At 65.2% G+C, this 25,163-nt stretch carries 21 protein-coding genes; 8 read left to right on the plus strand and 13 right to left on the minus strand.

The features are described from left to right. Nucleotides 1-49 precede the first annotated feature (49 nt). Nucleotides 50-469 (minus strand): NAD(+)--rifampin ADP-ribosyltransferase, encoded by a 420-nt coding sequence (gene arr, locus ACJJV6_RS13085; protein ID WP_407709110.1) that lies wholly within the window; start codon nt 467-469, stop codon nt 50-52. A 171-nt stretch (nt 470-640) separates the two neighbouring features. Between arr and ACJJV6_RS13090 the strand changes: the two genes are divergently transcribed. Then, a complete protein-coding gene (locus ACJJV6_RS13090) occupies nt 641-1,564 on the plus strand; it encodes a DMT family transporter (RefSeq protein ID WP_407709111.1) in 924 nt (307 codons plus the stop codon). Nucleotides 1,565-1,626: 62 nt separating this feature from the next. Here the strand turns inward: ACJJV6_RS13090 and ACJJV6_RS13095 are convergent, their stop codons facing one another. Next, nucleotides 1,627-2,109, minus strand: coding sequence for a hypothetical protein (locus tag ACJJV6_RS13095; RefSeq protein WP_407709112.1), 483 nt, complete (start codon nt 2,107-2,109; stop codon nt 1,627-1,629). 131 nt (nt 2,110-2,240) lie between these two features. Here ACJJV6_RS13095 and ACJJV6_RS13100 point away from each other — a divergent pair, with 131 nt between their 5' ends. Continuing rightward, the gene (locus ACJJV6_RS13100; protein ID WP_407709113.1) at nt 2,241-2,939 is read left to right on the plus strand and encodes a DNA alkylation repair protein; all 699 of its coding nucleotides are present in this window, start codon (nt 2,241-2,243) and stop codon (nt 2,937-2,939) included. A 23-nt stretch (nt 2,940-2,962) separates the two neighbouring features. On the opposite strand, the gene ACJJV6_RS13105 is transcribed toward ACJJV6_RS13100, so the two are convergent. From ACJJV6_RS13105 to ACJJV6_RS13115, 3 genes are read right to left on the minus strand one after another with little or no spacing between them, the layout of a single operon-like run. After that, nucleotides 2,963-3,757: an alpha/beta fold hydrolase gene (locus ACJJV6_RS13105; protein WP_407709114.1), complete on the minus strand. Its 795-nt coding sequence runs from the start codon at nt 3,755-3,757 to the stop codon at nt 2,963-2,965. 26 nt (nt 3,758-3,783) lie between these two features. Then, a complete protein-coding gene (locus ACJJV6_RS13110) occupies nt 3,784-4,218 on the minus strand; it encodes a nuclear transport factor 2 family protein (protein WP_407709115.1) in 435 nt (144 codons plus the stop codon). Between the two features lie 42 nt (nt 4,219-4,260). Next, nucleotides 4,261-4,659: a DUF1304 family protein gene (locus tag ACJJV6_RS13115; RefSeq protein ID WP_407709116.1), complete on the minus strand. Its 399-nt coding sequence runs from the start codon at nt 4,657-4,659 to the stop codon at nt 4,261-4,263. Nucleotides 4,660-4,779: 120 nt separating this feature from the next. On the opposite strand from ACJJV6_RS13115, the gene ACJJV6_RS13120 reads away from it, so the two are divergent. Together ACJJV6_RS13120 and ACJJV6_RS13125 are read left to right on the plus strand one after the other, a co-directional pair. Further along, nucleotides 4,780-5,829: a helix-turn-helix transcriptional regulator gene (locus ACJJV6_RS13120; RefSeq protein ID WP_407709117.1), complete on the plus strand. Its 1,050-nt coding sequence runs from the start codon at nt 4,780-4,782 to the stop codon at nt 5,827-5,829. A gap of 213 nt (nt 5,830-6,042) precedes the next feature. After that, nucleotides 6,043-6,708: a hypothetical protein gene (locus ACJJV6_RS13125; RefSeq protein ID WP_407709118.1), complete on the plus strand. Its 666-nt coding sequence runs from the start codon at nt 6,043-6,045 to the stop codon at nt 6,706-6,708. 15 nt (nt 6,709-6,723) lie between these two features. Here ACJJV6_RS13125 and ACJJV6_RS13130 read toward each other — a convergent pair whose 3' ends face one another. From ACJJV6_RS13130 to ACJJV6_RS13155, 6 genes are all read right to left on the minus strand, one after another. Further along, nucleotides 6,724-8,418 (minus strand): SulP family inorganic anion transporter, encoded by a 1,695-nt coding sequence (locus tag ACJJV6_RS13130; protein WP_407709119.1) that lies wholly within the window; start codon nt 8,416-8,418, stop codon nt 6,724-6,726. Between the two features lie 54 nt (nt 8,419-8,472). Next, entirely contained in the window at nt 8,473-8,895 is a 423-nt protein-coding gene (locus ACJJV6_RS13135) for a zinc-binding dehydrogenase (RefSeq protein WP_407709120.1), read from the minus strand. A 178-nt stretch (nt 8,896-9,073) separates the two neighbouring features. Next, complete coding sequence (locus ACJJV6_RS13140) at nt 9,074-9,310, minus strand: hypothetical protein (RefSeq protein ID WP_407709121.1); 237 nt, start codon at nt 9,308-9,310, stop codon at nt 9,074-9,076. 424 nt (nt 9,311-9,734) lie between these two features. Then, complete coding sequence (locus ACJJV6_RS13145; protein ID WP_407709122.1) at nt 9,735-10,568, minus strand: hypothetical protein; 834 nt, start codon at nt 10,566-10,568, stop codon at nt 9,735-9,737. Nucleotides 10,569-10,824: 256 nt separating this feature from the next. Then, on the minus strand, nt 10,825-12,480 hold the full coding sequence (locus tag ACJJV6_RS13150) for a thiamine pyrophosphate-binding protein (protein ID WP_407709123.1): 1,656 nt from the start codon (nt 12,478-12,480) through the stop codon (nt 10,825-10,827). Nucleotides 12,481-12,599: 119 nt separating this feature from the next. Beyond that, nucleotides 12,600-13,103, minus strand: coding sequence for an Lrp/AsnC family transcriptional regulator (locus ACJJV6_RS13155; RefSeq protein WP_407709124.1), 504 nt, complete (start codon nt 13,101-13,103; stop codon nt 12,600-12,602). Between the two features lie 93 nt (nt 13,104-13,196). Here ACJJV6_RS13155 and hisC point away from each other — a divergent pair, with 93 nt between their 5' ends. The 4 genes from hisC (at nt 13,197) to ACJJV6_RS13175 (ending at nt 18,648) form a co-directional block, all read left to right on the plus strand. Continuing rightward, entirely contained in the window at nt 13,197-14,294 is a 1,098-nt protein-coding gene (gene hisC, locus ACJJV6_RS13160; protein ID WP_407709125.1) for a histidinol-phosphate transaminase, read from the plus strand. 56 nt (nt 14,295-14,350) lie between these two features. Further along, on the plus strand, nt 14,351-15,763 hold the full coding sequence (locus ACJJV6_RS13165) for an amino acid permease (RefSeq protein WP_407709126.1): 1,413 nt from the start codon (nt 14,351-14,353) through the stop codon (nt 15,761-15,763). Nucleotides 15,764-16,061: 298 nt separating this feature from the next. Beyond that, entirely contained in the window at nt 16,062-17,369 is a 1,308-nt protein-coding gene (locus ACJJV6_RS13170; RefSeq protein ID WP_407709127.1) for a hypothetical protein, read from the plus strand. A 106-nt stretch (nt 17,370-17,475) separates the two neighbouring features. Next, nucleotides 17,476-18,648, plus strand: a complete 1,173-nt coding sequence (locus tag ACJJV6_RS13175) for a PD-(D/E)XK nuclease family protein (RefSeq protein ID WP_407709128.1) — start codon at nt 17,476-17,478, stop codon at nt 18,646-18,648. Nucleotides 18,649-19,048: 400 nt separating this feature from the next. Here ACJJV6_RS13175 and ACJJV6_RS13180 read toward each other — a convergent pair whose 3' ends face one another. Both ACJJV6_RS13180 and ACJJV6_RS13185 read right to left on the minus strand, forming a co-directional pair. Beyond that, a complete protein-coding gene (locus ACJJV6_RS13180; RefSeq protein ID WP_407709129.1) occupies nt 19,049-22,345 on the minus strand; it encodes a UvrD-helicase domain-containing protein in 3,297 nt (1,098 codons plus the stop codon). Then, on the minus strand, nt 22,342-25,152 hold the full coding sequence (locus ACJJV6_RS13185; RefSeq protein WP_407709130.1) for a PD-(D/E)XK nuclease family protein: 2,811 nt from the start codon (nt 25,150-25,152) through the stop codon (nt 22,342-22,344). Before ACJJV6_RS13185 ends, ACJJV6_RS13180 begins: the two co-directional genes overlap by 4 nt. Nucleotides 25,153-25,163: the final 11 nt, after the last annotated feature.

The raw sequence follows: 25,163 nt of genomic DNA on the forward strand, positions 1-25,163 counted from the left end.
CACGGGATGCCGCCCCGCTGGAGTGATCCTACGACGGCGGCGGGCGGCTTCAGTCGATCGCCTCGATGCCTTGGCGCTTCAGATCCTCCAGGTGGTTCAGCATGTGCTGCAGCGCCTCGGGGGAGTGCGGCTGCCAGTCCTTGACTTCGTCGAGCACCCGGAGGGGGTCGCGGGTGCGGTAGGACCGGGTGGGGTTGCCCGGGAACTTCTTGTCCGTCAGGTTGGGGTCGTTTTCGAACGGGCCGGTGGGCTCCACCTGGTAAATCCTGCCGGCTCCCTCGCCCGTGCTGAGTTCGGCGCCCCAGGTGGCCGCATCCAGGGTGGCCGTGAAGTAGATGTGGTTCGCGGTCTTCCGTCCCCCGTAGTTGGAGGCGTAGCCGGGAACCAGCAGGTCGCCGGGCTGCAGGTCTGCCCTGGTGCCGTGGAAGAAAGGTCCTGCATCATTGGGGTTGGCCGGGTGGGATTCCATGCTGCCTCCTTGAGTGCGGGCTTCCACCCTAGCCAACCCCGCACCAAACGTCAGCGAAGGTCCGCAGGCCGGGTGCCGCCGTCGTGCGCTGCATTTCAAGGGTGATGCGGGAGCAGTGCCCTTGCGAAAGGGGCCTACGCCTGGTGCTGGTTGCGGCGTAGTCTTCAGCGCATGACCAAGGACGGGGAACGGGCGGCGCTCATCGCGTTTCTGGTCCAGGCCGTGCTCGCCGGCGGAAACGCCATTGGCATCCGCTTCAGCAACCGCGAGCTCGAGCCATTGTGGGGGGCCGGCCTGCGGTTCGCGCTTGCCGCTGCAATACTCCTAACTGTCATGGCGGTGCTCAGGCTGGCGCTGCCGCGCGGACGGGCGCTGGCCGGTTCCATGTTGTACGGCCTGTTCAACTTCGGCCTGTCGTTCGCCCTGATCTACTACGGCCTGGTCCGCGTGCAGGCCGGCCTCGCCCAGACCTTGCTCGCGATTGTGCCGCTCGCCACGCTGCTGCTTGCGGTCCTCTGGCGGCAGGAGCGCGTCCGCGCCGCGGCAGTCATCGGCACTCTGCTCGCGCTCGCGGGGGTAGCCCTGATGTCACGTGATTCCCTGCAGCGTGACGTGCCCCTGACCTCTGTCCTCGCCGTCGTGGGTGGCGCGTTCTGCTTCGCGCAGGCCCTGGTGCTCGTGCGCCGGTTCCCGGGGGCGCACCCGGTGACCATGAACGCAGTGGGCATGACCTCAGGAGCAGCCGTCCTGCTCACCGCCGCCATGGCCGCAGGCGACCCGCTGGTGATCCCGCAACGTATCGAGACGTGGCTGGCATTGGGCTACCTGGTGGTCATCGGGTCGGTTGTGGTGTTCCTGCTCTACCTCGTGGTCCTCCAGTCCTGGCCGGCCACGCGGGCTGCGTACGGGTTCGTCATGATCCCGTTCGTAACCGTCCTGCTCTCCGCATGGCTCGACGATGAACCGGTCACCACCAACCTGGTGCTCGGCGGTCTGCTGGTCCTTGCGGGTGTGTATGTCGGCGCGCTGCGCCCGGGAAGAACGCCGCCGCCAGAGGGGCAGAATTCCGACACTGACCGGTCCGATGGCCATTGAGGGCGACGTCTGCGGGGAAGGTTCGATTCCATCTCCCACCGTGCCAGCCGCAAATCAGCGTGTCACCGCGGGCTTCGAATGCCGCTGTAGGCCACCGCCACCCCTGCCAGGAAGACCAGGACGGCGAGGTAGACCGGACCCAGGTGCCCGAGCGTGGCCAGGCCCCACGGATAGTGCGCGGGAAGGGCGACGGCGAGCCCGACGACCGGGACGGCAACAGCGGTCGCGAACGCCCACCGTTCTCCCCGGCGCACGCCGTACCAGGAGAGGCCGGCGATGGCCAGGCCGGTCGCCGCGATAAAGCCGGCAAGGGCGATATGGATATGGCTGATGTAGTGCGACAGCTGCGGGCTGAACGCCTCGATCTCCGCTTTCCCCTTGTCCACCTGCTCCGGGCCGATGCCCAGTTCAAGGAAGGCGCCGGCGAAATTGAGTACCAGGAACACCGCGGCGTACCCCACGAAGGCCAGCCCGCCCAGCGTCATGAGGGCGGCTCCCGTCCGGAGGCGGGACTGGTTCGCGGGAGGATTTTGGATGGCGGCCATGGCCACCGCCTTCTTTCGGATGGACGCAGGTACTGGCATAAGACTCCCTGGCCGTGGGGCTGTCAAGAGAGATCTTTCGGCCGCGTGCCGCAAGCCGGGCGCCGCCGTCGTACGCTGAAATCCGGACCGTAATGGATGGGGAGGCAGACGTGGCGGAAACGACGGCGGACACGCAGCTGGACGAGGTGCTGGCTGAACTGGCCGGGCTCGAGGACGCGAAGATGCGCGCGGTGAACGAGAGGCACGGCGACGACCACGGCGTGAACCTCAGCCAGCTGCGCGCGGTGGCCAAGCGGCTGAAGACGCAGCAGGACCTCGCGGTAACGCTGTGGGGGACGGGCGATACCGCGGCGCGGCTGCTGGCACTGCTCATCTGCAAACCCAAGGCGTTTGGGCGGGACGAGCTGGACGTAATGCTGCGGCAGGCGGGCGCCCCCAAGGTGCAGGACTGGCTGGTGAACTACGTGGTGAAGAAGAGCCCGCACGCCGAGGAACTGCGCGTCGCGTGGCTGGCCGACCCGGACCCGGTGGTGGCCAGCGGGGGCTGGGCACTGACGTCTGACAGGGTCGTGAAGAAGCCCGAGGGCCTGGACCTGCCGGGCCTGCTGGACACCATCGAGGCGGAGATGAAGGACGCCCCGGACCGGTTGCAGTGGGCGATGAACACGTGCCTGGCGCAGATCGGGATCGAGCACGCCGAGCACCGGGAGCGTGCGCTCGCCATTGGGGAGCGGCTGGAGGTGCTCAAGGACTATCCGACGCCGCCAGGCTGCACGTCGCCGTTCGCGCCCGCGTGGATCGGGGAGATGGTGCGGCGCAAGGGGGAGTAAGGGGGCTCTTGCCCGTGCCGCGGTCACCCAAGCGCGCGCAGGAACGCCGTGGCGTCCGCGGCCACCCGGTCGGGGTGCTCCCACAGGACCAGGTGCCCGGCGTCGGGATAGACCTTCAGTACGGCGCCCGGAATCCGGGCCGCCAGGACCTCCTGGTCCTGCAGCGGCAGCAGGTCGTCCCGGCCGCCGTAGATGATCAGTGTGGGTGTCCGGATGGCGCCGCCTTCCGTGGGCGGGGCCGCTGACGTCAGTCCGGCCAGGATCTTCTTCCACGCGTGGGCGGGCATCCGGACGCCGTCTCGCACCCGATCCTCCAGGTACCAGGCGGGAACAGGCTGGTGCATCGTGAACCAGGAAAGCGACCCCCGGACCCAGTCCTCGTCGATGGGGTCGGCCAGCAGGTCCACCTCGTCGGCGAAGGCCGGCCGGCCCTGCAGACTCAGCGGTGATCCCACCAGGACCAGCCCGGCCACCCGCCCGGGATGCGCCGCGGCCAGCTGCTGGGCAACGTAGCCGCCGCTGGAGGACCCGAGTACATACGCCCTCTCCACGCCCACGGCGTCCAGGATGGCGGCCGCGTCCTCGGCCTGCTCCGCCAGCGAGTAGCCGTCCTCGGGTTTGTCCGCCTCACCCTGCCCGCGGAGGTCCGGTGCGTAGACCCGGAAGCCGGCCAGCCCGGGCAGCATGCGGTCGAAGCAGCGGCGGGATTCGCCCCAGGCGTGCAGCAGGAGCAACGGTTTCGCCTCCGCGCCGCCCTGGATGAGGCACGGCACCGTGATGCCCGTGCGCAGGGACAGGCTCCGGACCTCGGACTCCATGGCATCAGGGTACGCCGCCGGTGACCTCAGTGCGGCGACAATGCGGGCAGCAGTCCGAGCTGTGCCAGGAACTCCACCTGGTCGAAGTAGAAGTGGTGGGAGGTGATCTCCCCGGCCCGGACCGTGATCACGTCGCAGCTCCTGATCCGGAGCGTCTTACCGGTGGCCGGCAGGGTTTCGCCGGACGGCATGCGCAGCGGCCCGGTGTTCGTTCCCACCACAAAACCCTCATTGACCGCCACGTCCCCGGCTTCATGCTTGGCCACGTCCTCGTACCGGACGTCCTTCATCGCCTCCCAGTAGGCGAGGAGATGGCTGGTGATGGCATCACGCCCACGGAGTTCCCCCTTGTCCGGTGTGTAGGCCACGGCGTCGGCGGCGTAACAGCGTGCCAGCGCCTCCTTGTCCTTTGAGCCCATGGCCGCCATGAGGCGGTCAGTTACTTCGCGTGCCTGTCCCATTGTGGACCTCCAAATTGTTGTCAACGGATGCGGCTACCCTGCTTAGAACGGCAGCGCAAGCAGGGCTACCAGGGCGGGCACGGTGGCGCCGAGCGTGCCCGGGATGCTGCCGCCTTTCCGGGGGTAGTGGCCCTGCATGTCCGCAAGGAACATGGCCGGAGCGGTCAGCACCATGTTCGCGCAGCAGTAAATCACCAGGGTGTAGCCCACCACCATGTAGCCGGTATTCACAGCCACCACCCCGGCGAGGACCCCCAGGCCGATCACCAGGTTGCGGAACCCGGTGGGGATGGCCCACATCATCACGGCCGGAACGTTCTGCGGCGGGGTGCTCAGGAACTTTTGTGCCCCCGGCCGGTGCATCAGGAAACTCTCCAGCGGGAACACCGCGATGTAGATCAGCGCGGCAAGCACCGCGAACAGCTGGGATACGGCGTTCATGAGGGAAAAGTACGACGCCGGGACCACCGGCCGCGATCCCCGCCGCCGGGGGTCGGGGGTGCTTCGGGAATCCCCGATTTGGGGGATTGCGCCGGCGCCGGGCGGGCGGATACTGGACCTATGTGGGAGGAGCGTGCCGAGCGCACCCGGCGGGAGATCGCCGCCCTGGCCGCCAGCGGAACCAGCCTGGCCGACCTTTACGCGTCAGCGCTTGCCGTGGTGCAGCGGACGGTGCCGTTCGAGCAGGGGTGCTGGGCCGCCGTCGACCCCGACTCGATGGTGATGACCTCCATCACCAACTGGAAACCGTGGCTGGTGGGGGTGCGGGAGTTCGAGGAGTACTCGGCGCGCTTCGCCGAGTGTGAGTACAGCGGCACGGAACCGAACAACTTCGCCGAGCTGCTGCGCCGGCCCCGGCCCATCGCCCGGATGTCCGACGCTCCCCACCGGGAGGTGGTCCGCAGTGTCCGGATCAACGACCTCCTCAAGCCCCAGGGCCTGGAGCACGAACTGCGGGCAGCCTTCAGGGTGGACGCGGCGTGTTGGGGAGTTGGCAGCATCTTCCGGGACGGCGGGCATGATTTCACGGACCGCGAGGTGGAATTCCTGGATGCCGTGACCGCAACACTGGCCGCGGCCACCAGGATCGCCGTGTGCGCCGCGCACCTGCGGGGCCCTGCCGCCGTCGGACCTGTCATTGTCCTCGCCGGGCTGCACGGCGAGCTCCGGGCGGCCACGTCCGCCGCCGCGGCCTGGCTGGCCGAGCTGGAGGACGCGGCGCCCGGCCGCTTCAGCATGGCGCTGTACTCGCTGGTGGCCCGGGCCCACGCCTCGAGTTCCGGGACGGCCCGGGCCAGGATGCGCGACGCCGGGAACGGCTGGGTGGTGCTGCAGGCCAGCCGCCTGATCACGGGGGACGACCCTCAGCAGATGGTGGTCACCGTGGAGCCGGCCACCACGCATGACGTCGCCACCCTGCTGCTCGCGGCGTACGGGGTCACCGCGCGGGAGCGGGAGGTGTGCCTGGAGGTCCTGTCCGGCAATCCGACGGCGGACATCGCCCGGCACCTGTTCATCTCCGCGCACACGGTGCACGACCACCTGAAGTCACTGTACGAAAAAGTGGGGGTGGGCAGCCGGGGCGAACTGGTGGCCAAGCTGGTGGCGTGATGAGCTTTGTGCCCGCCGCCGGGGACGAGAGGCCATAGACTCGGAGGCATGTCAGCTCATGGGGGAGTGCCGGCACGGCGCATAAGAGTGTTCATGGTTGCGGCCTTTCTGGCCATGTCGCTGGTGGGGTGTGAGTACAGCGGCCCGCCCGACAAGCAAGCACAATCGTCCCCCGCTTCACCGGCCCCTCAGCAGCGGTCCCTCGAGGAGAACATGGCTGACGTGGCCCGCCTGCTGAAGGCTTCACCAACGGATCCAGGCATGCCGTCAGAGGCAGAGCCAGCCGGGACGCTGTCCCTTGATCTGGCGCCGGGGGACTACATGGTTACCGGCGCTTGTGCCGGCGCATACGGGTCAAAGCTCACCATCGTGCGGGAAGACGGTGTGCCGGAAGCGGCCAGCTTCGAGTGCGAGGCTGCACTGGACCGGTTTCTCCGGCACGACGGCGGACCTGTCACCATCAGCGCGGTTCCGCCAACGGGCAAGCCGGCGGCCACCGGAGTGAAGGTGCAGGCCAACACCGATGCCAGGCTTTCCGAACTGGAGGACTTCGCCGACTGGTCCGCGGCCCAATTGAAGCCGCGCATCCCGGGAGAATTCTTCGGGAGCCGCAGCACTGATGCCACCACCGGCGACACTCTCATGGTGGAGCCCGGCCGGTACAACCTTGAGTTCGTCTGTTCCGAGGCGCCGTGGGCAGAGCTGTCCGTGGCCACGGCCGCCGGCGTTGAAGTCATCGCCCCGGTCCGGATCCAGTGCGGGGAACCCATCACAACGCCGGTCACACTGCCCGGGCAGGGCGCAGACCTCACCATGCGCCCTGTCTTCGGACTTGAAGGCCGCTTCGCCTACCGGCTCGTCCCCGCAGGCCAGCCCTGATCCAGGGTGCGGGGGCTACGCCTCCCGCTCCTCCCGTTGGAACGCCCGCACCGCCTCGCTGGTGGTGGGGTAGAAGTGTTCGGGGGAGAAGCGGGCGCCCATGCCGTACCGCAGCAGCCTGTCCTTGACCGGGCCCTTCATCTCCGCGAACACCAGGTCAACGCCGTGCCGCTCCAGCCATTCGTCCAGCTGGATCAGCTCGTCCAGGGCGGTGGTGTCGATGCCGGTCACGGGCTCGGCCGCCAAGACCACGCGTACGGTGCCGGGCGGGGCCTCGTCCATTGCGTTGCGCACGAAGGACCCCAGCAGCGCGCCGTTGCCGAAGAACAGCGGTGCGTCGAAGCGCAGGATCAGCAGGCCGGGGACGCGCTCGCCGTCGGGGTGGCGGGTCACGTCGTGGTAGCCGGGCATGCCGGGCACGTCCACCAGTTCGGCACGGTAAGGGTCCCAGGCCCGGCGCAGGAAGTCCAGGATCGCCAGGCCGACGGCGACGACGATGCCCGGGAGGACGCCCAGGATGGCAACCCCCAGGAACGCCGCAAGCATCACGAGTGATTCGCTGCGGCTCATGCCGAGAAGCCGGCGCACGCCTGCGGGGTCGGCGATGCCGGCGGCCGCGGCGATGACGATGGCGGCGAGGGTGGTGGACGGCAGGAACTCGGTGACCCCGGGCGCCGCGAGCATAAAACCGAGCACCAGGACCGCGCCCACCACGCCGGTGAGCTGGGATTTCGACCCCGACTCCACCGCCACCGGTGTGCGGGAGGTGCTGGCCGAAATGGGGAAGCCGCCGAACAGGCCGCTGGCCGCATTCGCCGCGCCCAGGGCCGCCATCTCATGGTTGCCGGAGACCTTGCCGTTCCGGGCCGCGGCCAGGGACTGGGACAGGGTTCCGGTGTCGACGAAGACGATCAGGGCGATGCCCGCGGCGGCGGGCAGCAGGGCCAGGACGTCGGCCCAGCCGATCCCGCCGAGGGCCGGCGCCGGCAGCCCCTGGGGCAGGGCGCCGGTGATCTTGACGTCGTCGCGGAGCCCCAGCAGCGCCACGGCCAGGCAGGACACGACGACGGCGATCAGCACGCCCGGGACCTTCCACTTCAGCCACCGCGGCACCAGGATGAGTGCCAGCGAAGCCAGCCCTAGGAGCAGCGCCGTCATGTTCGTTTCGCCGGCGAGCACCTTGGGCACCGCGGCGAAGAGCTTGTCCCAGGGCGATTCTCCTTCAACGGAGATTCCCAGGAGCGTGGGAACCTGCGAGGCCACCACCAGCAGGGCGATGCCGTTGAGGTAGCCCAGCCGGATGGGCTTGGACAGCAGGCCGGTGACGATGCCCAGCCGCAGCACAGAGCCGACCAGCATGATGGCGCCGATCAGGATGGCCAGCAGGCCCGCCAGCGCCACGGATCTCTGTTCGTCGGCCGCGGCCAGGGGCAGCAGGGCGGCCACGATCATCGGGGCGAGGGCCGAATCCGGGCCCAGCACCAGCACCCGCGAGGGCCCCACAGCCGCGTAGACAATCAGCGGCACGATGGTGGCGTAGAGGCCGGTGACCGGAGGGAGCCCGGCGGCCTGGGCGTAGGCCATGCCCGCGGGAACCAGGACCGCGAAGAGCGCGGCGCCCGCCACGAGGTCGTGCCGCAGCCACTCGGTTTTGTACCCGCGAAGCGACGGCGGGACCCACCAGGATCGGGGCATTCCGGAGCGGCGCATGTTCAGATTCTGGCCCATCCAGTGCTTGCCCGCCATCCTGCGCTGGCTGTCTGGCTAGGCGTCCTGGTCGACGGCGATGACGATTTTGCCGCGGGTGTGTCCCTCCATGTTGGCGCGGAAGGCATCGGCGGCCCTGTCCACCGGGAAGACCTCGGCCACTTCCACGTGGAGTTTTCCGCCGTCCACCAGGTCGGCGAGTTTCTGCAGGTCAGCGCCCACGGGGCTGACGCACATCCACTCCCCGCCGTGCTGCTCAACATTGCTGTTTGCGATGGAGGCGTGGCGTCCGCCGTCGGCCAGCACGGCCAGGGTTGCCTCGAGGTTACCGCCGACGAAGTCAGCAATTACGTCACCGTCCGGACGGAGCGCGCGCACCCGCTCCGCTAGTCCGTCGCCATAGGTCACCGGCTCGGCGCCCCGGGAGCGGAGGAAATCGTGATTCCTCTCGGAAGCGGTGGCGATGATGCTGGCGCCCATGGCGGCGGCGATCCGGATGCCGAGGGACCCGACGCCGCCAGCGCCTCCGTGGATCAGGACGGTTTGCCGGCCTTCAGGCCGAGGCGTTTGAGGGGAGCCGGCGCAGCCGCTGCTGCTGCCCCGGAAGCTTGCCGGTGGCGAGGGTGGTGAGTGTGCCGATGCCGAGGTCGCACTGTGTTTAGACGTTCCTCCACAGGTCCATGGTCCGCGGATGGGACAGTGAGGCCTGCTCACTGAGGAGGTCCAGCAGAGAGGACTTCATGAGGTTGCGCAGCTCGCGCGGGATCTCGCTGTCCGCGGTGCGGTTGGCGATGCTGTCCGGGTTGAGGTCCAGCCAAGCGAGCAGATGGTCGTGCCCGACGAGGGCTATCAGGGAACGCCAGACCCCGGCATCGTCCTTCAGCATGTAGCCCACGGAGGCGCAGTGCGATGCGAACAGGGGAGCGCTGTGAGGTCATGCCATGCGACCACCCCGCCGGTCTGCTCCGCGAGCCGTTCCAGCACGCCGGTGTGGGTGAGCCTGTTCGTGGGGTCAATGCCGTGGCCGCGTCCTGCACCGAACACGGGCTGGAGCTCGACCCGCCAATGAACGGGGTTTCCAGGGCCCTCATGACGGTCGAGGGTGGCTACGATATGTGCCCGAAACATGGCCGGAAGCAGGTGCTCGAGCCAATCCATGTGGGCCATCACGTTGGGTATGGGGATACCACCGGTTTCGGGTTCGACGACAGCGCTAGGGGGAATGCAAGCCTATGGGCCCGATGACACTTGGACGCTAAAGAGCGCAGACTTCGGAGGACGGGCATTAACGTCCGGAAGCACACGGACTCATCCGAGAGCTACTGTGCAGCTACGAAAACCGTGTCGCCCAGCATGCCCGCTCTGACAGCAATGACGCCTTGGCCAGCAGTCGCACTTGGCACTTCAAAGGCGGTGTTTCCTGTTGCAGTTCCACCCGTGTAAAGAGTGTTCGAGTTGATCGGATCAGGTTCAACAATAGATTTGTCATGACTGGTTATTGTTCGTCCGTCCGCAGTGACGTAGTCGACCGAGACAGAAATGGGGCTTTCCCCGTTAGGGTCATCGCCTATGTAGGTGACGGAGTAGTTCACTAGGATGTATTGAGATCCTTCAGCTGGTGGGTCATTGAATGAGTTGGCTGCAATTACAGCATCCGTCGCGGCAAGAGTGACGGAGTTAATCACAACTCTCCAATCGTCAGACTCGATAACCGAACCTAGAGGTGAAGGGTTTTCTCTAGTCCCAGCTTCGGCGCCTGCATCGTTCCCTGATGTTTCGGGACTGGAACCCGCAGCGCTGGACGGCGGTGCCACCGTGGTGTCGCCGCTGCCGAATGCGTTGTCGAATGATGATCCAACAACCGCAAAGAAAACGACGAATCCGACGATGGTTCCCACGACCGAGACGATAAGAGCCGCGATGCCCATCCCCTTGGGCTTGTCTCTGACGAAGAGGGAGACAATAGCCAGGATGAACGCGATCGGCAGCAGGACCCAGCCTACAATGAGCGCCCCGGGCATACAGCTGAATATAAACCCTAGAACCGCTGCAATGAGCGCGATGAGCGCGACAACATTTAATTGTTTCTTTGTCTTCTGCTGGTGAGGTGCACTTTGCTCCGAACTTGCCCCCGAAAGCCCTGGTGTTGTCATAAATTAACTATGCCAGAGAACAGCGGTTGGGGCACGACTAATCGGTCTAATTTAAATGGCATCGCCATGAAGAATTACGTTTGTACGGCGGGGTGTGACATTCCGCGGGCACGTGGGTGGTCACTTGGGGTGGGCCCCTTGCTCTGGAGTGGTGAAGCCTTTGCTGGATGGTCGACCGAGTGTCAGAGGGGATCGGATGCTCAGGCGGCTGCGGTAAGAAGGGGCGCCCACCGCGCAGTATCCGGCACCGAAATCCTTAGCCGGCCACCACAGCTTGAGTCGCTTTGGAAGCCATCCACTCCGTCAGCCATGGGGCCCGGACGGAAGACGTGATCCGGCAGTCGGCCACGAAGGTGCCCTTGGCGCCGGCGTCGATCCAGTCCTGCAGCGCGGCCAGGTCGGACAGGGATCGGATGACCGCGGATTCGGCACCCAACGCCCGGGCGACGCCGCTGAAGTCCACCTCCGGAATCAGCATCGGCTTTTCGGTCAGGCCCTGCGAACCGTACTGGTGGATCTCGGCCCCGTAGGCGGCGTCGTTGTAGATCACCACGATCGCGCTCCGGGCCGTGCCGATCAGCGACTCAAGGTCGGCCAGGCCCATCAGGAACCCGCCGTCGCCCGAGGCCAGCACCAGGGTGCGGCCGTCCTCCAGCGCGCGGGCTGCACCGACGGCGCTGGCCAGTCCCAGCCCGATGGATTGGAACGCGGTCCCCACCATCACCAGGTCCTGCGGCCGCGGGATGTTCCAGTACATGGGCGCCCAGCCGATGAAGTGCCCGCCGTCCTGGACCACCGTGCGGCGCTCCGGCAGCACAGCATCAAGTGCCGTGGCGAGGGCGCGCGGGTCCAGCCGGCCGTCCCCGGTCACATCGGAGCCGGGGTGGTGCGCCGGCCCCTCGGCCAGGCGGCGGCGGGCTTCCGCACGCCAGGAGTCACCCGAAGCGCCGACGTCCAGCAGCTGGAGCAGCCCTCCCGCAGCAGTTTTCACGTCCGCGCTGACGAACAGGTCCACCCGCGGGTTGGTCGGTTGCAGGGCGGTGTCGATCTGGATGACCGTGGCATCCGGGCCGAGCAGGTGGCCGAACCGCAGGGTAAACGGGCTCAGGCTCGCCCCGGCCACCAGGACCACGTCGGCCTCGCCCATCAGCCCGGCCGCGGTGTCGGTGCCGAAACCGCCGGCCACGCCCAGGTACCCCTCGCCATTGAGGAGATTGAGCGCCAGGGCGGTTCCGGCGGTCAGTGCGCCGAGCCGGTCGGCGAGTTCACGGAGTTCCGGGCCGGCACCGGCGAGGTGCGCGCCGCGGCCGGCGAGGACCAGCGGCCGCCGGGCCCCGGCGAGCAGGCGGGCCACCTGCCCAAGGTCAGTGCCGCCGTCGTGCGTCACCTGCGGTGCCGACGGCTCGGGAAGTTCCTCATCTGCAGCCTCGAGTGCCCCGAGGTCGTACGGGATGGCAAGTACGACGGCGGTGCGCCGGGTGAGTGCGTACTCCACCGCCTGCCGGGTGATGGCTCCGGCGGCATCGCGGGTGACGGTGAAGGTGGCCGCGCCGAGGCCCGCGGCGATGGCCGCCTGGTCCACGTCCTGCTGCCGGGCGCCGCTGGTGGGGGCGTCCCCGGTGACCAGCAGCACCGGGATCTGCGCCTGGACCGCCTCCGCCAGGGCGGTGAGCGCGTTCGTGTAGCCGGGGCCGTAGGTGGTGGTGCCCGCGGCGAGGCGTCCCGAGGCCCGGTAGTAGGCGTCCGCCGCGGCGATGGCGGCGCCCTCGTGCCGGACGGGGGAGAAGCGCAGGCCCAGCTGCTCCGCGGCGTCCAGGAAGTAGGCGTTGCCGTTACCCATGACGCCAAAGACGTCGCTGACATAGCTGCTGAGAACTTGTGCCACGCGGCCGGAGACGGTAAGTGAAGTCATGCAGGAATCGTGTGGGACAGCCCCAGGATAGGCAACACCCGAAAATTCTGCTGGGACTTTTGGCAGCAGAAGCTGGAGGAAGTGACAATTTGCCAACCTGTGGCCTGCATCACCTGCTTCTAGTCGGAGGAGCGGCCTTCCTGCTCCGACAGGCGGCTGATGAGGCCGTCGTACCGGGGCGGCATGAGTTCCATGACGGAGATGGCAGTGCTGGTCCGCTGAATCCCGTCGATCTCCAGGATCTGGTTGGTGATGCGGTAGAGGTCGGCGGTGCCGCGGGCCACCACCTTGGCCATGAGGTCCGCGTCGCCGGTGGTGGCGTGCACCTCGATGACCTCGGGGATCGCGGCGAGGCCGCTTTCCACGGAGCCGAACCGCGTCTGGCTGATTTCCAGGGAGAGGAAGGCCATCAGCTCGTAGCCGAGGGCGGCGGGGTCCAGCCTGCGGCTGAAGGAGCGGAGCGCGCCGCTGCGCTCCAGCCGTGCCAACCGGGCGTGGACGGTGTTGCGTGCGACGCCGAGTGTCCGGGAGAGTGCCAGGGCGCTGGCTTCGGGGTCCTTGTCGAGGGCCAAGATGATCCGGCCGTCGAGCGAATCGAGGGTGCGAGCATTCGTGATGGTCATATTTTCACCAGAGCTACTAGAAGTTGAGCAGAAGTCCCAAGCACAAAAGAGTATCTTGCTATGTGGGCCGGGTCACAACCATGATCGGTGACCATGACCCCTGAACAACTCCTGACAAGGCCGGACACCGCGCTGCCCACCCTTCGCGGCGCCGTGGCCGGGCTTCCGTCCTACGTCCCCGGCCGCCGGGGTGCCGGCGCGGACATTGCGGCCCTCGCCAGCAACGAAAGCCATTACGAACCGCTGCCCGCTGCCGCGGCTGCGGTGGCCGAAGCGGCCGGCACCATGAACCGCTACCCGGACAGCGCCGCCGTCGAACTCCGCGAACGGCTCGCCCGGCACCTGGGCGTCACGGCGGGGGAGGTCGCGGTGGGGCCCGGCAGCGTGGGCGTCCTCCAGCAGATCATCACCGGACTGTGCGACGCCGGGGACGAGGTGGTCTTCGCGTGGCGCTCCTTCGAGGCGTACCCCATCCTGGTGGAGCTGGCGGGCGCCCGGCCGGTCCGCATCCCGCTGGACGAGGCCGAGGGCCACGACCTGGACGCGATGGCCGCGGCCGTCACCGACCGCACCAAGGTGATCCTGCTCTGCACCCCCAACAACCCCACCGGGGTGCCGATCAGCCACGACCGCGTCGAGGCCTTCCTGAAGGCCGTGCCGTCCAGCGTCCTGGTGGTGATTGACGAGGCCTACGTGGAATACGCCGACGCCGGCAGCGGCCCCGACTCCCTGGCGCTCTACCGCCGGTATCCCAACGTCTGCATCCTCCGCACCTTCTCCAAGGCCTACGGGCTCGCCGGCCTGCGCGTGGGCTACGCAATCACGACGCCGGCCATCGCCGAGGGGCTGCGCCGCACCGCCCTGCCCTTCGCCGTCAGTGCGCTGGCCCAGAAGGCGGCCATCGCCTCGCTGGACGCGGGGGAGGAGATGGAAGCGCGGGTCGCCGCCGTCCGGCAGGAGCGCGCCCGGATGGCCACTCAGCTGGAAGCGCAGGGCTGGAACCTGCAGCCGAGCCAGGGCAACTTCCTGTGGATCCGCGCCGATGAAACTCTGCGGGCACGGCTGGTGGAGGCTTTTGATTCCGCCGGCATCCTGGTCCGCGCCTACCAGGGCGACGGCGTGCGGATCACCATCGCAGACCCGGCCTCCAACAACCGCGTGCTCCGGCTCCTCGCAGCCCACGCGGCCTGAAACTACCTGCTCCAAAATCCCCAACCCCGTTCCACCTACACATAAGAGGAATCCCCATGGAACACCAGACAAAGACGTCTGACCGCGCCCTCGGCGCGGCCCTCAAGCCCCGGCAGCTCACGATGATGGGCCTGGGCAGCGCGATCGGCGCGGGACTGTTCATCGGCTCCGGCGCGGGCATCCAGGCCGCCGGCCCGGCGGTGCTGATCTCCTACCTCGTGGCCGGCACGCTCATCATCCTGGTGATGTGGGCGCTTGGCGAGATGGCGGCCGCCAACCCGGACAGCGGCGCGTTCTCCGTCTACACCGCCAAGGCTTATGGGCCGGTGGCCGGCGCCACGGTTGGCTGGCTCTGGTGGCTGCAGCTGGTGGTGGTGATCGCGGCCGAGGCGCTCGGTGCTGCGGGCCTGTTGGCCACCATTTTCCCGGCGCTGCCGGTGTGGCTGATGGCCTTCGTGTTCATCGTGGTGCTCACCGCCGTGAACCTGACCAGCGTGAAGAACTTCGGCGAGTTCGAGTTCTGGTTCGCCCTGCTGAAGGTGGCGGCGATCGTTGGGTTCCTGCTGGTGGGCGCCGCGCTGCTGTTCGGCTGGCTGCCGGGCGTGCAGTCGCCCGGCCTGGCCAACTTCATGGGCGAGGGTTTCGCGCCGAGCGGCTTCGCCGGGATAGCGACGGCGCTCTTCGTGGTGGCGTTCGCGTTCGGCGGCACCGAGATCGTGTCCGTGGCGGCAGCCGAGACTGCCGAGCCTGCGCGTTCTGTGAAGAAGGCAGTCCGAACCGTGCTGTGGCGCATCCTGGTGTTCTACATCGGAGCCATCTTCGTGATCGCAGCCGTGGTGCCTGTGGGTTCGGAGGGGCTGAAGAGCCCGTTCGCCGCAGTGCTCGAAGCTGCCGGTATGCCCGGCGCAGCGACCGTCATCACCCTCGTGGCCGTCGCGGCACTGCTCTCCGCGCTCAACGCCAACCTCTACGGCGCCTCCCGCATGGCGTACTCCCTTGCCGAGCGCGGTGAGGCGCCGCGTGTGCTTGCATCCGTGTCCAAAGCCCGGGTTCCGGTGGTGGCGGTGCTGGCCAGCGTCGCCTTCGGTGTTGTCACAGTGGTGCTGGAGATGGCGTTCCCCGAGATGGTGCTGGGCGTCCTGCTCAACATTGTGGGTTCCACATGTCTGCTGGTGTGGACGTCCGCGCTCCTGGCCCAGCTCGCGCTGCGCCTCCGCGCCGATAGCGAGGGTACTGAACTTCCACTGCGGATGCCCGGCTTCCCGTGGCTTACCGGTCTTGGTCTGCTGATCCTGGCGGCGATCTTTACAGTGGGCTTCATCGGCGAGGACTCCCGGCCGCAGCTGTTGAGCACGTTCGGACTCGTGGCGCTTCTGGCGGTGGCGAACTGGGTGAATCACCGAAACCGGAAGGTTGCGCCTGTTGTTGAAGCATCGGACGGGGCCAAGGAGCCGGTGCTCATCGACTGAAGCGCGAGCTGTGGTCAGTTCGTAGAACTGCCTAATGAAGAGGGCGCGTCCGGCTTTGGCGGGGCGCGCCTTCCGGCCAGTTTTGCCGAGCGGCCATGGGGAAAGCATGAACTGGCTCGGTGGGGCTATTTATTCCGGGTAGACGGTCGTCGCTTTGTTGAGGAGTTTGCACGCGCCGCGACCTGCTAGCCCTAGATCCATGAATACAATCGCCATAGATTCAAGTTCGGCGCTGTGGCATTCCCGCCTGCGTGTCGCGTTCACACCTCCTGAGAGGTGCAACCCTGAGGAGTAGGCGATGACCGATATCGAAAGCATCACGCTGGAGGCAGAGCTCGTTGGTGAGGACGCCACGCGTGACATCGCGAAGGCGGTCAGCGCTCGTCACACCATTGCTCGCAAGTACGTCATGAGGCTCCGTCGGCGGCATCCGGAGGCGACGCCGGCTGAGGTTATACAGATGCTGGAGCGTCACTACGCAACGTCGATCACCACTGCTGGTGCCCTTATCAGCGCCGGCGCCATCGCGGCTGATATTGGTATCGCGATGATCCCTGGAGTCGGGGCGGCAGCAGCAGGCATGAAGAGCGCAGGGCAACAGGCCGCCAAGAAGACTGGCAAGGAAGCCGTCAAATTTGCCGCGAAGAGCGCTGCAAAACAGGCAGCGAAAAACATGGCGATGGGCACTGCGAAGAACGGTGCACAGCGCGTTGCTGCTCTCCTGCCCGCGGGCGATGAGCAGCTGCAGTTCGAGATCACGGCGGTGTTTGCTCTCGCTATTGCCGATATTCACGGAATGGATCTCGATAAAGACCAGGCCCTCGCCCTTGTCTATGGACTCTCGAATGAACGAGTGAGCCAGAAACAAATCGCGGAGATGGCCACCGACCTGTCGAGCGCGTCGGTTGAAGGTGCCGTCGGTGTTGGCAGTAGGGTCGCTGCAGGCCGCACGGATTGGTCGCACTGGGCGAACACGCTCGCGGATACCCTCCCCGGAGGCGCAGCGCAGAGTTTGGTTCGGACCATGGAGACCGGTCAGCTGGAGACAGTGCGCCAAAATTTGAGCGGAAAGCAGCAGGCAACGATCGAATACGGAGTCGGAGCGTTGGCGGGAGGTGTCACGCGCTTCGTGTTCGGTCGCGAAGTCGTGACCGCGGCCCGGGCTGCGTTCGCTGAAGCCCCGGACGCGTTTCCCGAACATCTTGCGGTCAATTCAAAGGATGAACCGAGCTCCGAAGACAGCGAGTTCGAGCAGAACCGAGCGCTCGCTGCAATGGAAGACGCCGCGAAGGCGACTGGTAGCTGGATTGCCGGCACTGCTAATACCGTCGGAGGCGGCGTCGCAACGGGCGCTACAGCAGTCGGCACCGGGGTAGCAACCGCGGCGGAGACAGTGACGCGGGTCTTCCGTAGTGTAGACATCGACGGGGACGGAATCCCGGATGAGCCCCAAGCCCTCACCGCGGTCAAGGGCGTCGGTGGCGCCATCGCTGGCACGGCGGGCTCGGTCGGCGGGAGCGTCGCAGGGCTGTTCAAACGGAAAAAGCGTGACGAAGCGACTGCGGGCGCGTCTGAAACCAGCATTGAGGGAGCGGTCGAGGAATAATCCCCGAGGTTAGCCACCTGCGAAACACGGGAGAGTTACTGTTTAGCGTTTCGACATTGTCTTATTCTCAAGCCAGTGGCCTCGTTTTCATCAGGGGGATGACGTCGTGTCAGATGATTTGGTAACTGGGCTCCTGCCAGTGCTTGGCAGGTCCCTAAAGCTGGGTTTCAACGTCTTTGACGTAATGCACCACGGACTCCACGAGAAGCAGATCTCGAATGTTTTCAGATGGTTATTGGACACTGAGCAGACGCACGATCTGGGCGACCGTTTTCTGCGAATCTTTATCGACGAGTTGAACCTGGCCTTGGTGGGTAGCGAACCCCTTCCGCATGGCAGCTACTTGGTGCGTCAGGAGGTGAATATCGCGGTGGGCGGGGCCGGCGCGGACATCGCCGACCTTGTCCTTGAGAGCGAAGATGCGGTCGTCGTCATCGAGAACTACTTCACCTCTGACGGTCACGGTCACAGTTACAGCGGTTATCTGGCGTTCAGCGTCAGGGACGGCAAGCGTGGTGTCGTCGCTCTTTTGTGTCGCGATGAGGATGCGTCCTTGCAGACCTTGGGGTGGGAGGACGCCGCAGTCCTCCCGTATGGCAGGTTAGCTGAGCGACTGCTGGAACATGTTGTTGGCGACAGGGCTTACCAACGGAAGAATCCCGATGCCTATGCGTTCATCGAGCAGTTACACCGCAAGTTCGTTAGGGGAAGGGGTCGCGTGGGTGATCAGGAAGTGCTCAATTTCGTTGTTGCCATGTGTGATACCGGGGAAATTGGCAGATACCAGGAGCAGCCGCAGGATGTAGCCGCCAAGCGCTTTGCTGATGATCTTGCGGTGCAGGCGAAGGAACGGTTTGGCGAGGGCCGCGACCTCCTCCAGCGAGCCAAGGGGCGCCTAATTGCCTTCAGCGAGGGTCCCCTTAAACGCCAACTCAACGCGACTCGGGGCGAGGGGTTTGTCCTTGGAGTCAACGCCAGACTCGCGGGGATATACCAGTGGACCATCAACATTGACGTGAAGGAAGAATCGAACGACTTCGGCCAGCCGCGGCTCCAGCTCAAGTTCGGGCCGTCTGCGTGGCATGCCAACGAACGGGATCCGAGCTGGACCCGGACCGTCGATTCGAGCCAGGCGGACTACTCGCGATTGTTTCTTACGCGGCCAGGCGTCAAAGAAGTCCGTCAGTCGACTGTGAGTATCTATGACGTGCTCGAGGGCTTGGAACCCGCCGACCCTAGGCTCCACGACGAGATTATTGGGTTGCTTAGTGAAAACTGAAGCTGTCGGACGGGAGCGCACTCGGCTGGCTGCAATTTTCGGTGAGTCAGCCAAAGGGGAGGTTTGGGTTACATAAAACGCTTAGCGGCTAAGAGATTTTTGTAACTCGAGGAATGTCTGTTGCCGCGGCTAAGTTGCTTGCATGACTAAGGAGAGAAAGACAAAGAGAGCTGCAACAACGGAGTGCCCTGTATGCGGGTACGAGTCTTGGCGAATCATCTACGGCATGGTCCTGCCGGACGCTAGGGAACAGTACCCGAAGGCAGAATTTGCCGGCTGCGTCATCTTGGAGGAAGAACGCTTTTATCCTTCTACCGGTCAGGTTGAAAGAGGCATTGCCAAGTGGGCTTGCCAAAATGACGAGTGCCGCCACCGTTGGTGGTAGACGGCACCCGCCACTCTATGATTCGATCTCTGCTTTCGTGTGCCGTGCCTGACGGCGGATTTCAGCATCCCCAGTTCGGCAGAAGATCAAGACTAGTTCACTCACTTCTTGACCGGTGATGCTCTCCACCATTCCTGCATAGGTCGACAGCTGGTACCAGTAAGCCGCGAAGGTCTCCTGCGTGACACTGATGTCAGTCTTGAAGTCCGCGATGACCAGCGTTCCGTCGTCCTCGCGGTACATGAGGTCAATGATGCCCTCAAGGGTCATTCCGTTGTTGGATGTGACCACGGGAAGCTCAAGCCAGTGCTCCCGGTCAGCCGCGCGCTGTACAGGCGTGCTGCGTAGAGCAGAACGGGCACGTTCAGCCAGGCCAGCGGGATCTGCCAGTCCGGCCGTACTGGCAATCCTTTCAGCGAGAACGTCGAGGTTCTCGTTTTCTTTTAGGTCATTCAGCTCAAGCAGGCGGTGCAGGGCCGTACCGAACTCCTTGCCATGTTCCCCGCCTGTCGCTGCCGAAGTCGGCAGCGAGCCGTCCTCATCAATGCTCACAAAATGCGGGGTCCCGTCCACCTCGGCCGCGGCAAAGCCGTTCGCTCCTTTGGCAATTGCCGTGACGGAGGTGGACGATACGAGGGCCGAATTCTTCTGCCAGACATCGCGCTGCTGCTGCCACTCTTCAAGCGCTTTGACTGGCTGGACTTCGTGAGCCGACGTCGCATGAAGTGGCATGTCCTCTGGAATGCTGAGATCTGGCGCGGGAACAGCATCGGCTGCATCCTTGAGCAATTGCCCGAGACTGTTCTTGGCATTCACGTAATGGGAAATGACAAGGTGGCTTTCCGCCCGTGTGCAGGCGACATAGAGGAGACGGCGTCTCTCAGCGTCGTCGAATTGCTTCTCGATGGCCTCGGCTTCTCCGTACCCCGCGGACCGTATGTCGCCAATGAAGTGCACTTGTACTTGTGAGTTCTGATCCCATAGAGCAGCAGCCTTTTGATTGTTAGGTCCGGAACCCGTGCCCGCGAGAATCACCATGGGGAATTCGAGCCCTTTAGAAGCGTGGATGGTCATGATTCTGACGGCCTGGACGTCCGTTTCCGGCACTACGGCTTCTTTGACCCGTGAGTTTTCCTCCTGCTGCACGGCGGCCCACACCAGGTAGTCACGCAGTCCGCCGTGCGTGGCTTCCGTCCATGCCCGGGCCTGGTCTATTACAAAGCGCAGCCGGCGCCAGACGTCCCGGTAACGGGGGGCATCGACCGCCGCCTCCAGCATGCGGCGGTCGGTAGCAAAGCGCTCCATGATTTCTGCCGGTGTCAGCACCTCAATCTCCCGGCACAGGGCGGCAAGGTAACCAAGGGAGTGTGCCACGTTGGAGTCTCTGAGTGCGTCGGGTGCGGGGGAGAACAGGTTCCAGTGGCCCCCGGCCTGCTTCCACTCGAACAGGTCGTCATCACCACAGCCAAACATCGCCGACCGCAGGCAAAGCACCAGCGCGGCTTCATCCGCTGTATTGGAGATGGCCCGCATCGCCAGCAGCAGGTCGGTAACCTCCTGAGTGGAGTAAACCAAAGACGATGCCTCAGCCCGGTACTCAATGCCGGCGTCGTCGAGGGCATCCTCAAGAGCGGCGAGGGACGTCCGGGTTGGGATCAGGACACAAATGTCCTTCAGCTCAACCGGCGAACTTGTAGAACCGTCACCCGATCGCTTGCTCTGCTTCTGCCAAGCTGAAAGACCCGCGGTACCGGTCGCGACTCTGATGGCTGCAGCAACGTCCGCGGCTTCCTGCCGGCGCATCGCATCGGCAGAAACCTTTCCCGCTTCGTCGGGCTGCGCACCGCCGCGACCAATGATTGAGACTGCCGGGCCGTGTTCGTCGCTCCATTCGGGACGCCGGGGATCAGGCACCAAGGCCTGGTATTCCGGCTGAACCGTGCCGTTGGCCGTAATGAGCTCGCCGAACGTGCCGTTGATCCACTCAAGCAGCTTTCCGGTGGAACGGAAGTTTGTCTGGAGCGAAGCGATTCTGGAATCCGCGTCGTGTGAGAACCGCTGCTGTGCCGCGAGGTAGGTGGCGATGTCGGCCCTGCGGAATCGGTAAATGGACTGCTTCGGATCCCCGACAGTAAACAGCCGGCCCGGAGGTATGCTGAGATGCTCCCAGCCGTCGGGCCCGCAGACGTCGCTGGCGGCTATCCGCGTGGCCAGTTCAGCCTGAATGGGGTCCGTGTCCTGGAATTCGTCCAGCATGATGCAGCGGTAGCGATCATGCAGGGCAGCGTGGACGCCCTGTTTGTCCTTGCCGATGAGGAGGTCCCGCGCGTGAACGAGAAGGTCGTGATACTCAAGCTCGCCGCTCCGCTGGCGTTCGCGAGCCGCTTGAAGAAGGACCTCGGCCATGGCAGCGGTAACGGTCTCAACGGCGGGCTGTACAAAGCTGTTGCGCAGGGCTATCGCCTGCTGGGCCAGATCTTTACAGGAGCTTCGCACCTCGGCGACGTTGATGGACCAGTTGCCCTTTTGCCCCCCACTAAAGCCGGATTGCGGAACAGCGTTGAGCAGCTCGAGGACGAGGCCCAGTTCGCCGGATTCTGCCTCGGAGAGGCGACCGTGCCAGCTTTTAATGTGTTCGAAGGCGGTCAGCAGCTTGTCCGCAGGGTCAGTGCAATGGTTGGCACGTGCGAGGACGTCTGAAGTTTGGCGGAGAAGCGGACCAAGATCTACGGCCGGGATATGCCGTCTGCGGGGAGGATGACTTTCCAACCGGTCCCAGTTGGCATCCAGGTCTGCCGCAACGTTTTGCAGGTGGTCAAGCGAAACGCCGACGGCGAGGAGTATACGGAGTGCGTCGTCCAAGGACGCGTCGGCGAACAGTTTCTGGCGGGCATCTTCCCACCGCCGCGTGAACGCAATCTGGGACCGCAATTCATCCACCACGGTGATCAGGGGAGGGACTCCAGCCTCGATAGGATGTTCGCTGATGATGCGCGCCGCGAAAGAGTGGATGGTGCCGATGGGAGCCGTGTCCAGCTGGTCGAGCGCCCGCTGGCGCAGGTCTGTGGGGCCGGCGTCCGCCAGACGCCGACGTACCCGTTCCCGCAGCTCACCTGCTGCCTTTTCGGTGAAGGTGATGGCTGCCACGCTCTTGAGTTCGACGCCGGCGTCAACCATCGCGCAGATACGCTCGACGAGTTCATGCGTCTTGCCGCTTCCTGCACCCGCTTCGACGAAGATGTTTGCTTCGAGCTCCTGCTCGATCAGTGTTCGGTCGGTTTGGTCTGTGAGTTCCAGGAGTTCCGGGTTCATTTCTCCGCCTTCAGGAGCTGGGCATAGGGCTGCAGTTCGAGGGCGTTTTGAAGCTTCAGCCACTGCTGGCCGAGCTCTTGGGCGCCCATCATGGTGGTGAAGTTGACGTATCGGTCCGACTCAGGCCGGGGCGGGAAGATTCCGTTCCGCAGGGCAGAAATGATCAAGCCAACATCTGTGCGCAGTTGCTCCACGACCTCGTCAGTCACTGTGTAGCCGATTTTGGCGAAGGCACCTGCCTTCGAGATGAACCAGTACTCTGCCGCGACGTCGGACGAAGAGTCCGCGAGTGTCCGGGCAAACAGGCCATAGACCGGAAGCTGATAGCGGGTGCCCTCCGCGGTGGGGTGGTCCCGGAGCGGTTTGTACTTGTCGGCCTTGCCTGTCTTGTAGTCGATCACACGGACACTGCCGTTGGACTGTTGGTCGATCCGGTCCACCTTTCCCCGGAAGCGAACCGTAGTGCCGTCGTCGAGAGTCAGTTCAACAGGCGGATGGCTGTCCGTGTCCTCGGGCCCAAAGCTCGCCTCTTCAGCCAGATACTTCCAGCCGGCGGCAAACCTGTCCTGGTCGTCCGCCAGCACACGCTTTAGGTCTTGGCGCAGCATGGCCTGGTTGCGTTCCCAAACGTGGCTAAGCCATGCCGGGTTTGCGACGTCCTCAAAAGCGGCGTCCGCTAATTCCATAAGGCGGTCCAATGAAGGCGGAAGGCCGTCTTTCGTGATGCTGCGAACATAGTCTTCAAGAACTCGGTGAACCAGGATGCCCCGTTGCTGCGGCGAGATCTGCACTTCGAGTGCCACGTCCTCCAAGATGCTGACTTTCAGGACGTGTTTCATGAAGTAGCTGAACGGGCTGGTGACCCATTCCTCAAGTCGGGTGGGGGACAGCGGCTTTTCGGGGTCCACTAGGATCCCTGCATATGCACCGAGGTTGCCGTTGAACCTCGAGAAGATGCCATCCCGCCTGTCCCGGGTGGCAGCTAACGCACGCTGCAGCGCCTCGTCCTCTTCCAATACGGAGGTGCCCTTCTCAGCGGTGAGGATACGACGGAGCCGCCATTCCTGAGCTGTTGGGGGCAACGCATCGGAGGCGGGTGCGCCGTTCTCAATGCCGTGGGCGAAGGACCGCAGTTGTTCCTGGGGGTCAGGCTTGCGGTCGATCCAACGTGACAATTCGTAACTCCCGGAGCCGCGCAGGTCCCCGCGGGGGCTGGTGATGAACCGTTCCGATCCTGTAGCGAGGGCAGCAAAGAACTGCTTCTTGTGGGCCTCGGCACGCTCTTCAACCGTGGGGAGACTCCCGCCTAGCATGGTACGGGCGCTGTCCGGCAGCAGTGGGTTCTCCCTTGTCCGCGCTGGCGCAAGCCCTTCCGCAACCCCCATGAGGAAGACGACATCAAGGTCCCTGGCGACCGCATCAGCAAAACTGCCCACGACGACACCCGTGCCGCTCTTCCCGGTCCAGCGGCCTTTTGAAGCTAGGCCGTCTTCCAGGGCGCTTTGTAGGAGTGCCGGGCGGGGCAAAGGGCCGACAAGATCCAGATGCCGGAGATCCGAGGCGGCTTCGATTAGCGCGTTGCGGGCAGCGCTTTTCTCCGGAGGTTCGCCGGCGCCTCTGGGGCCCATGAAGTCCTCAAGAAGTGATATCAGCGAGGCGGACGCGTCACTCCATGTGGCAGCAGCATGGACCTGGCCTAGACGTGCCGCAAGGGCCTCCTTGAAGGACTGGAATATACGGAACTTCTCGAGGTAGTCCGCGTGGGCGGACGTTTCTGCTCCTGCATAATCCTCTTCGGCGGGTGGATTTGCATAGAACCTTTCACATGCTGCGCTGGTGGGCAGCTTCTGCTCACGCCAGGAGAAGGCACCTTCCGCATGGATGTTCAGGATGATGCGTGCGTCGAGATCCTGCGGGTCCAGCTTCAGCAGTTGAAGGAGGCCACGGGCCAGTGGCGAGTCCATGAGCCGGTGGGCTGATGGACCGACGAAAGTGACTCCCGCCTGGCTGAGGCGCTGGGTGAGCAGCGCGGCGTAGGGCTGGGCGGCCGAGTGGAAGATTCCGATACGGTGGCCCGGGGTGCCTGTTGAAAGCCGCTCGACGACGAGGCGCACCACCGCGCGGGCTTCATCGTCGGCATCGGACGCTGTCAGAAGTTTTACACCGTTCTCAGCCGAGCCGGCCGCTGCAAGATGCTGCATTCCAGCCGCTTCGAGGCTCGCTCTGAAGAGTGCCTCGGCGGGACGTTTTTCCGTACCGAGCATGAAGCCGATGATGGTGCCGAGCCGCTGCGTCACGGACTTGGTCCCGAGCTTCTTGGAGGCAAGGGTAAAAGCATCATGGTCCGTGTACCACTGCCAGCGAAGAGCCTCCTTTGAGGCGCCGTGAAGCCGCAGCACTTCCTGCATCAGCTCGGGGAGCTCCGGATCGGCGGGAGCCGGAACCGCGTCGAGGAGCTCCGCTGTCCTGGCGATAGCGCGGGCGGTCGAAGGCTGGTCGGCGACATCCTTGAAAAGCCCTGGCTCGTCCAGCAGGACCCGGCTCACGGCTCCGAGCCGGAGGACGGGGAGAAGGGGACGTCGCCCGTTCACAGCGCCGTCGTCGGCGATCAGTTCGGTTGCAAGGTCCTTGAGTGTGAACGCCCTGACCCCTACACTCCCAGCACCCCCGTTGAGCGTCCTGCCCAGGTAACGGGTCACGTCCAGGCCCGCGGCATGGGAAGGGACCAAGATAGTAACTGGAGCCAGCGGATCGGCGGCCTGGGCATCGCTGATCATTACTTCCAGCTCGGCCAGAGCGACACTCACCGAAGGGAAAA

Source organism: Arthrobacter nitrophenolicus (assembly GCF_045833485.1).
Classification (GTDB): Bacteria; Actinomycetota; Actinomycetes; order Actinomycetales; family Micrococcaceae; genus Arthrobacter; species Arthrobacter nitrophenolicus.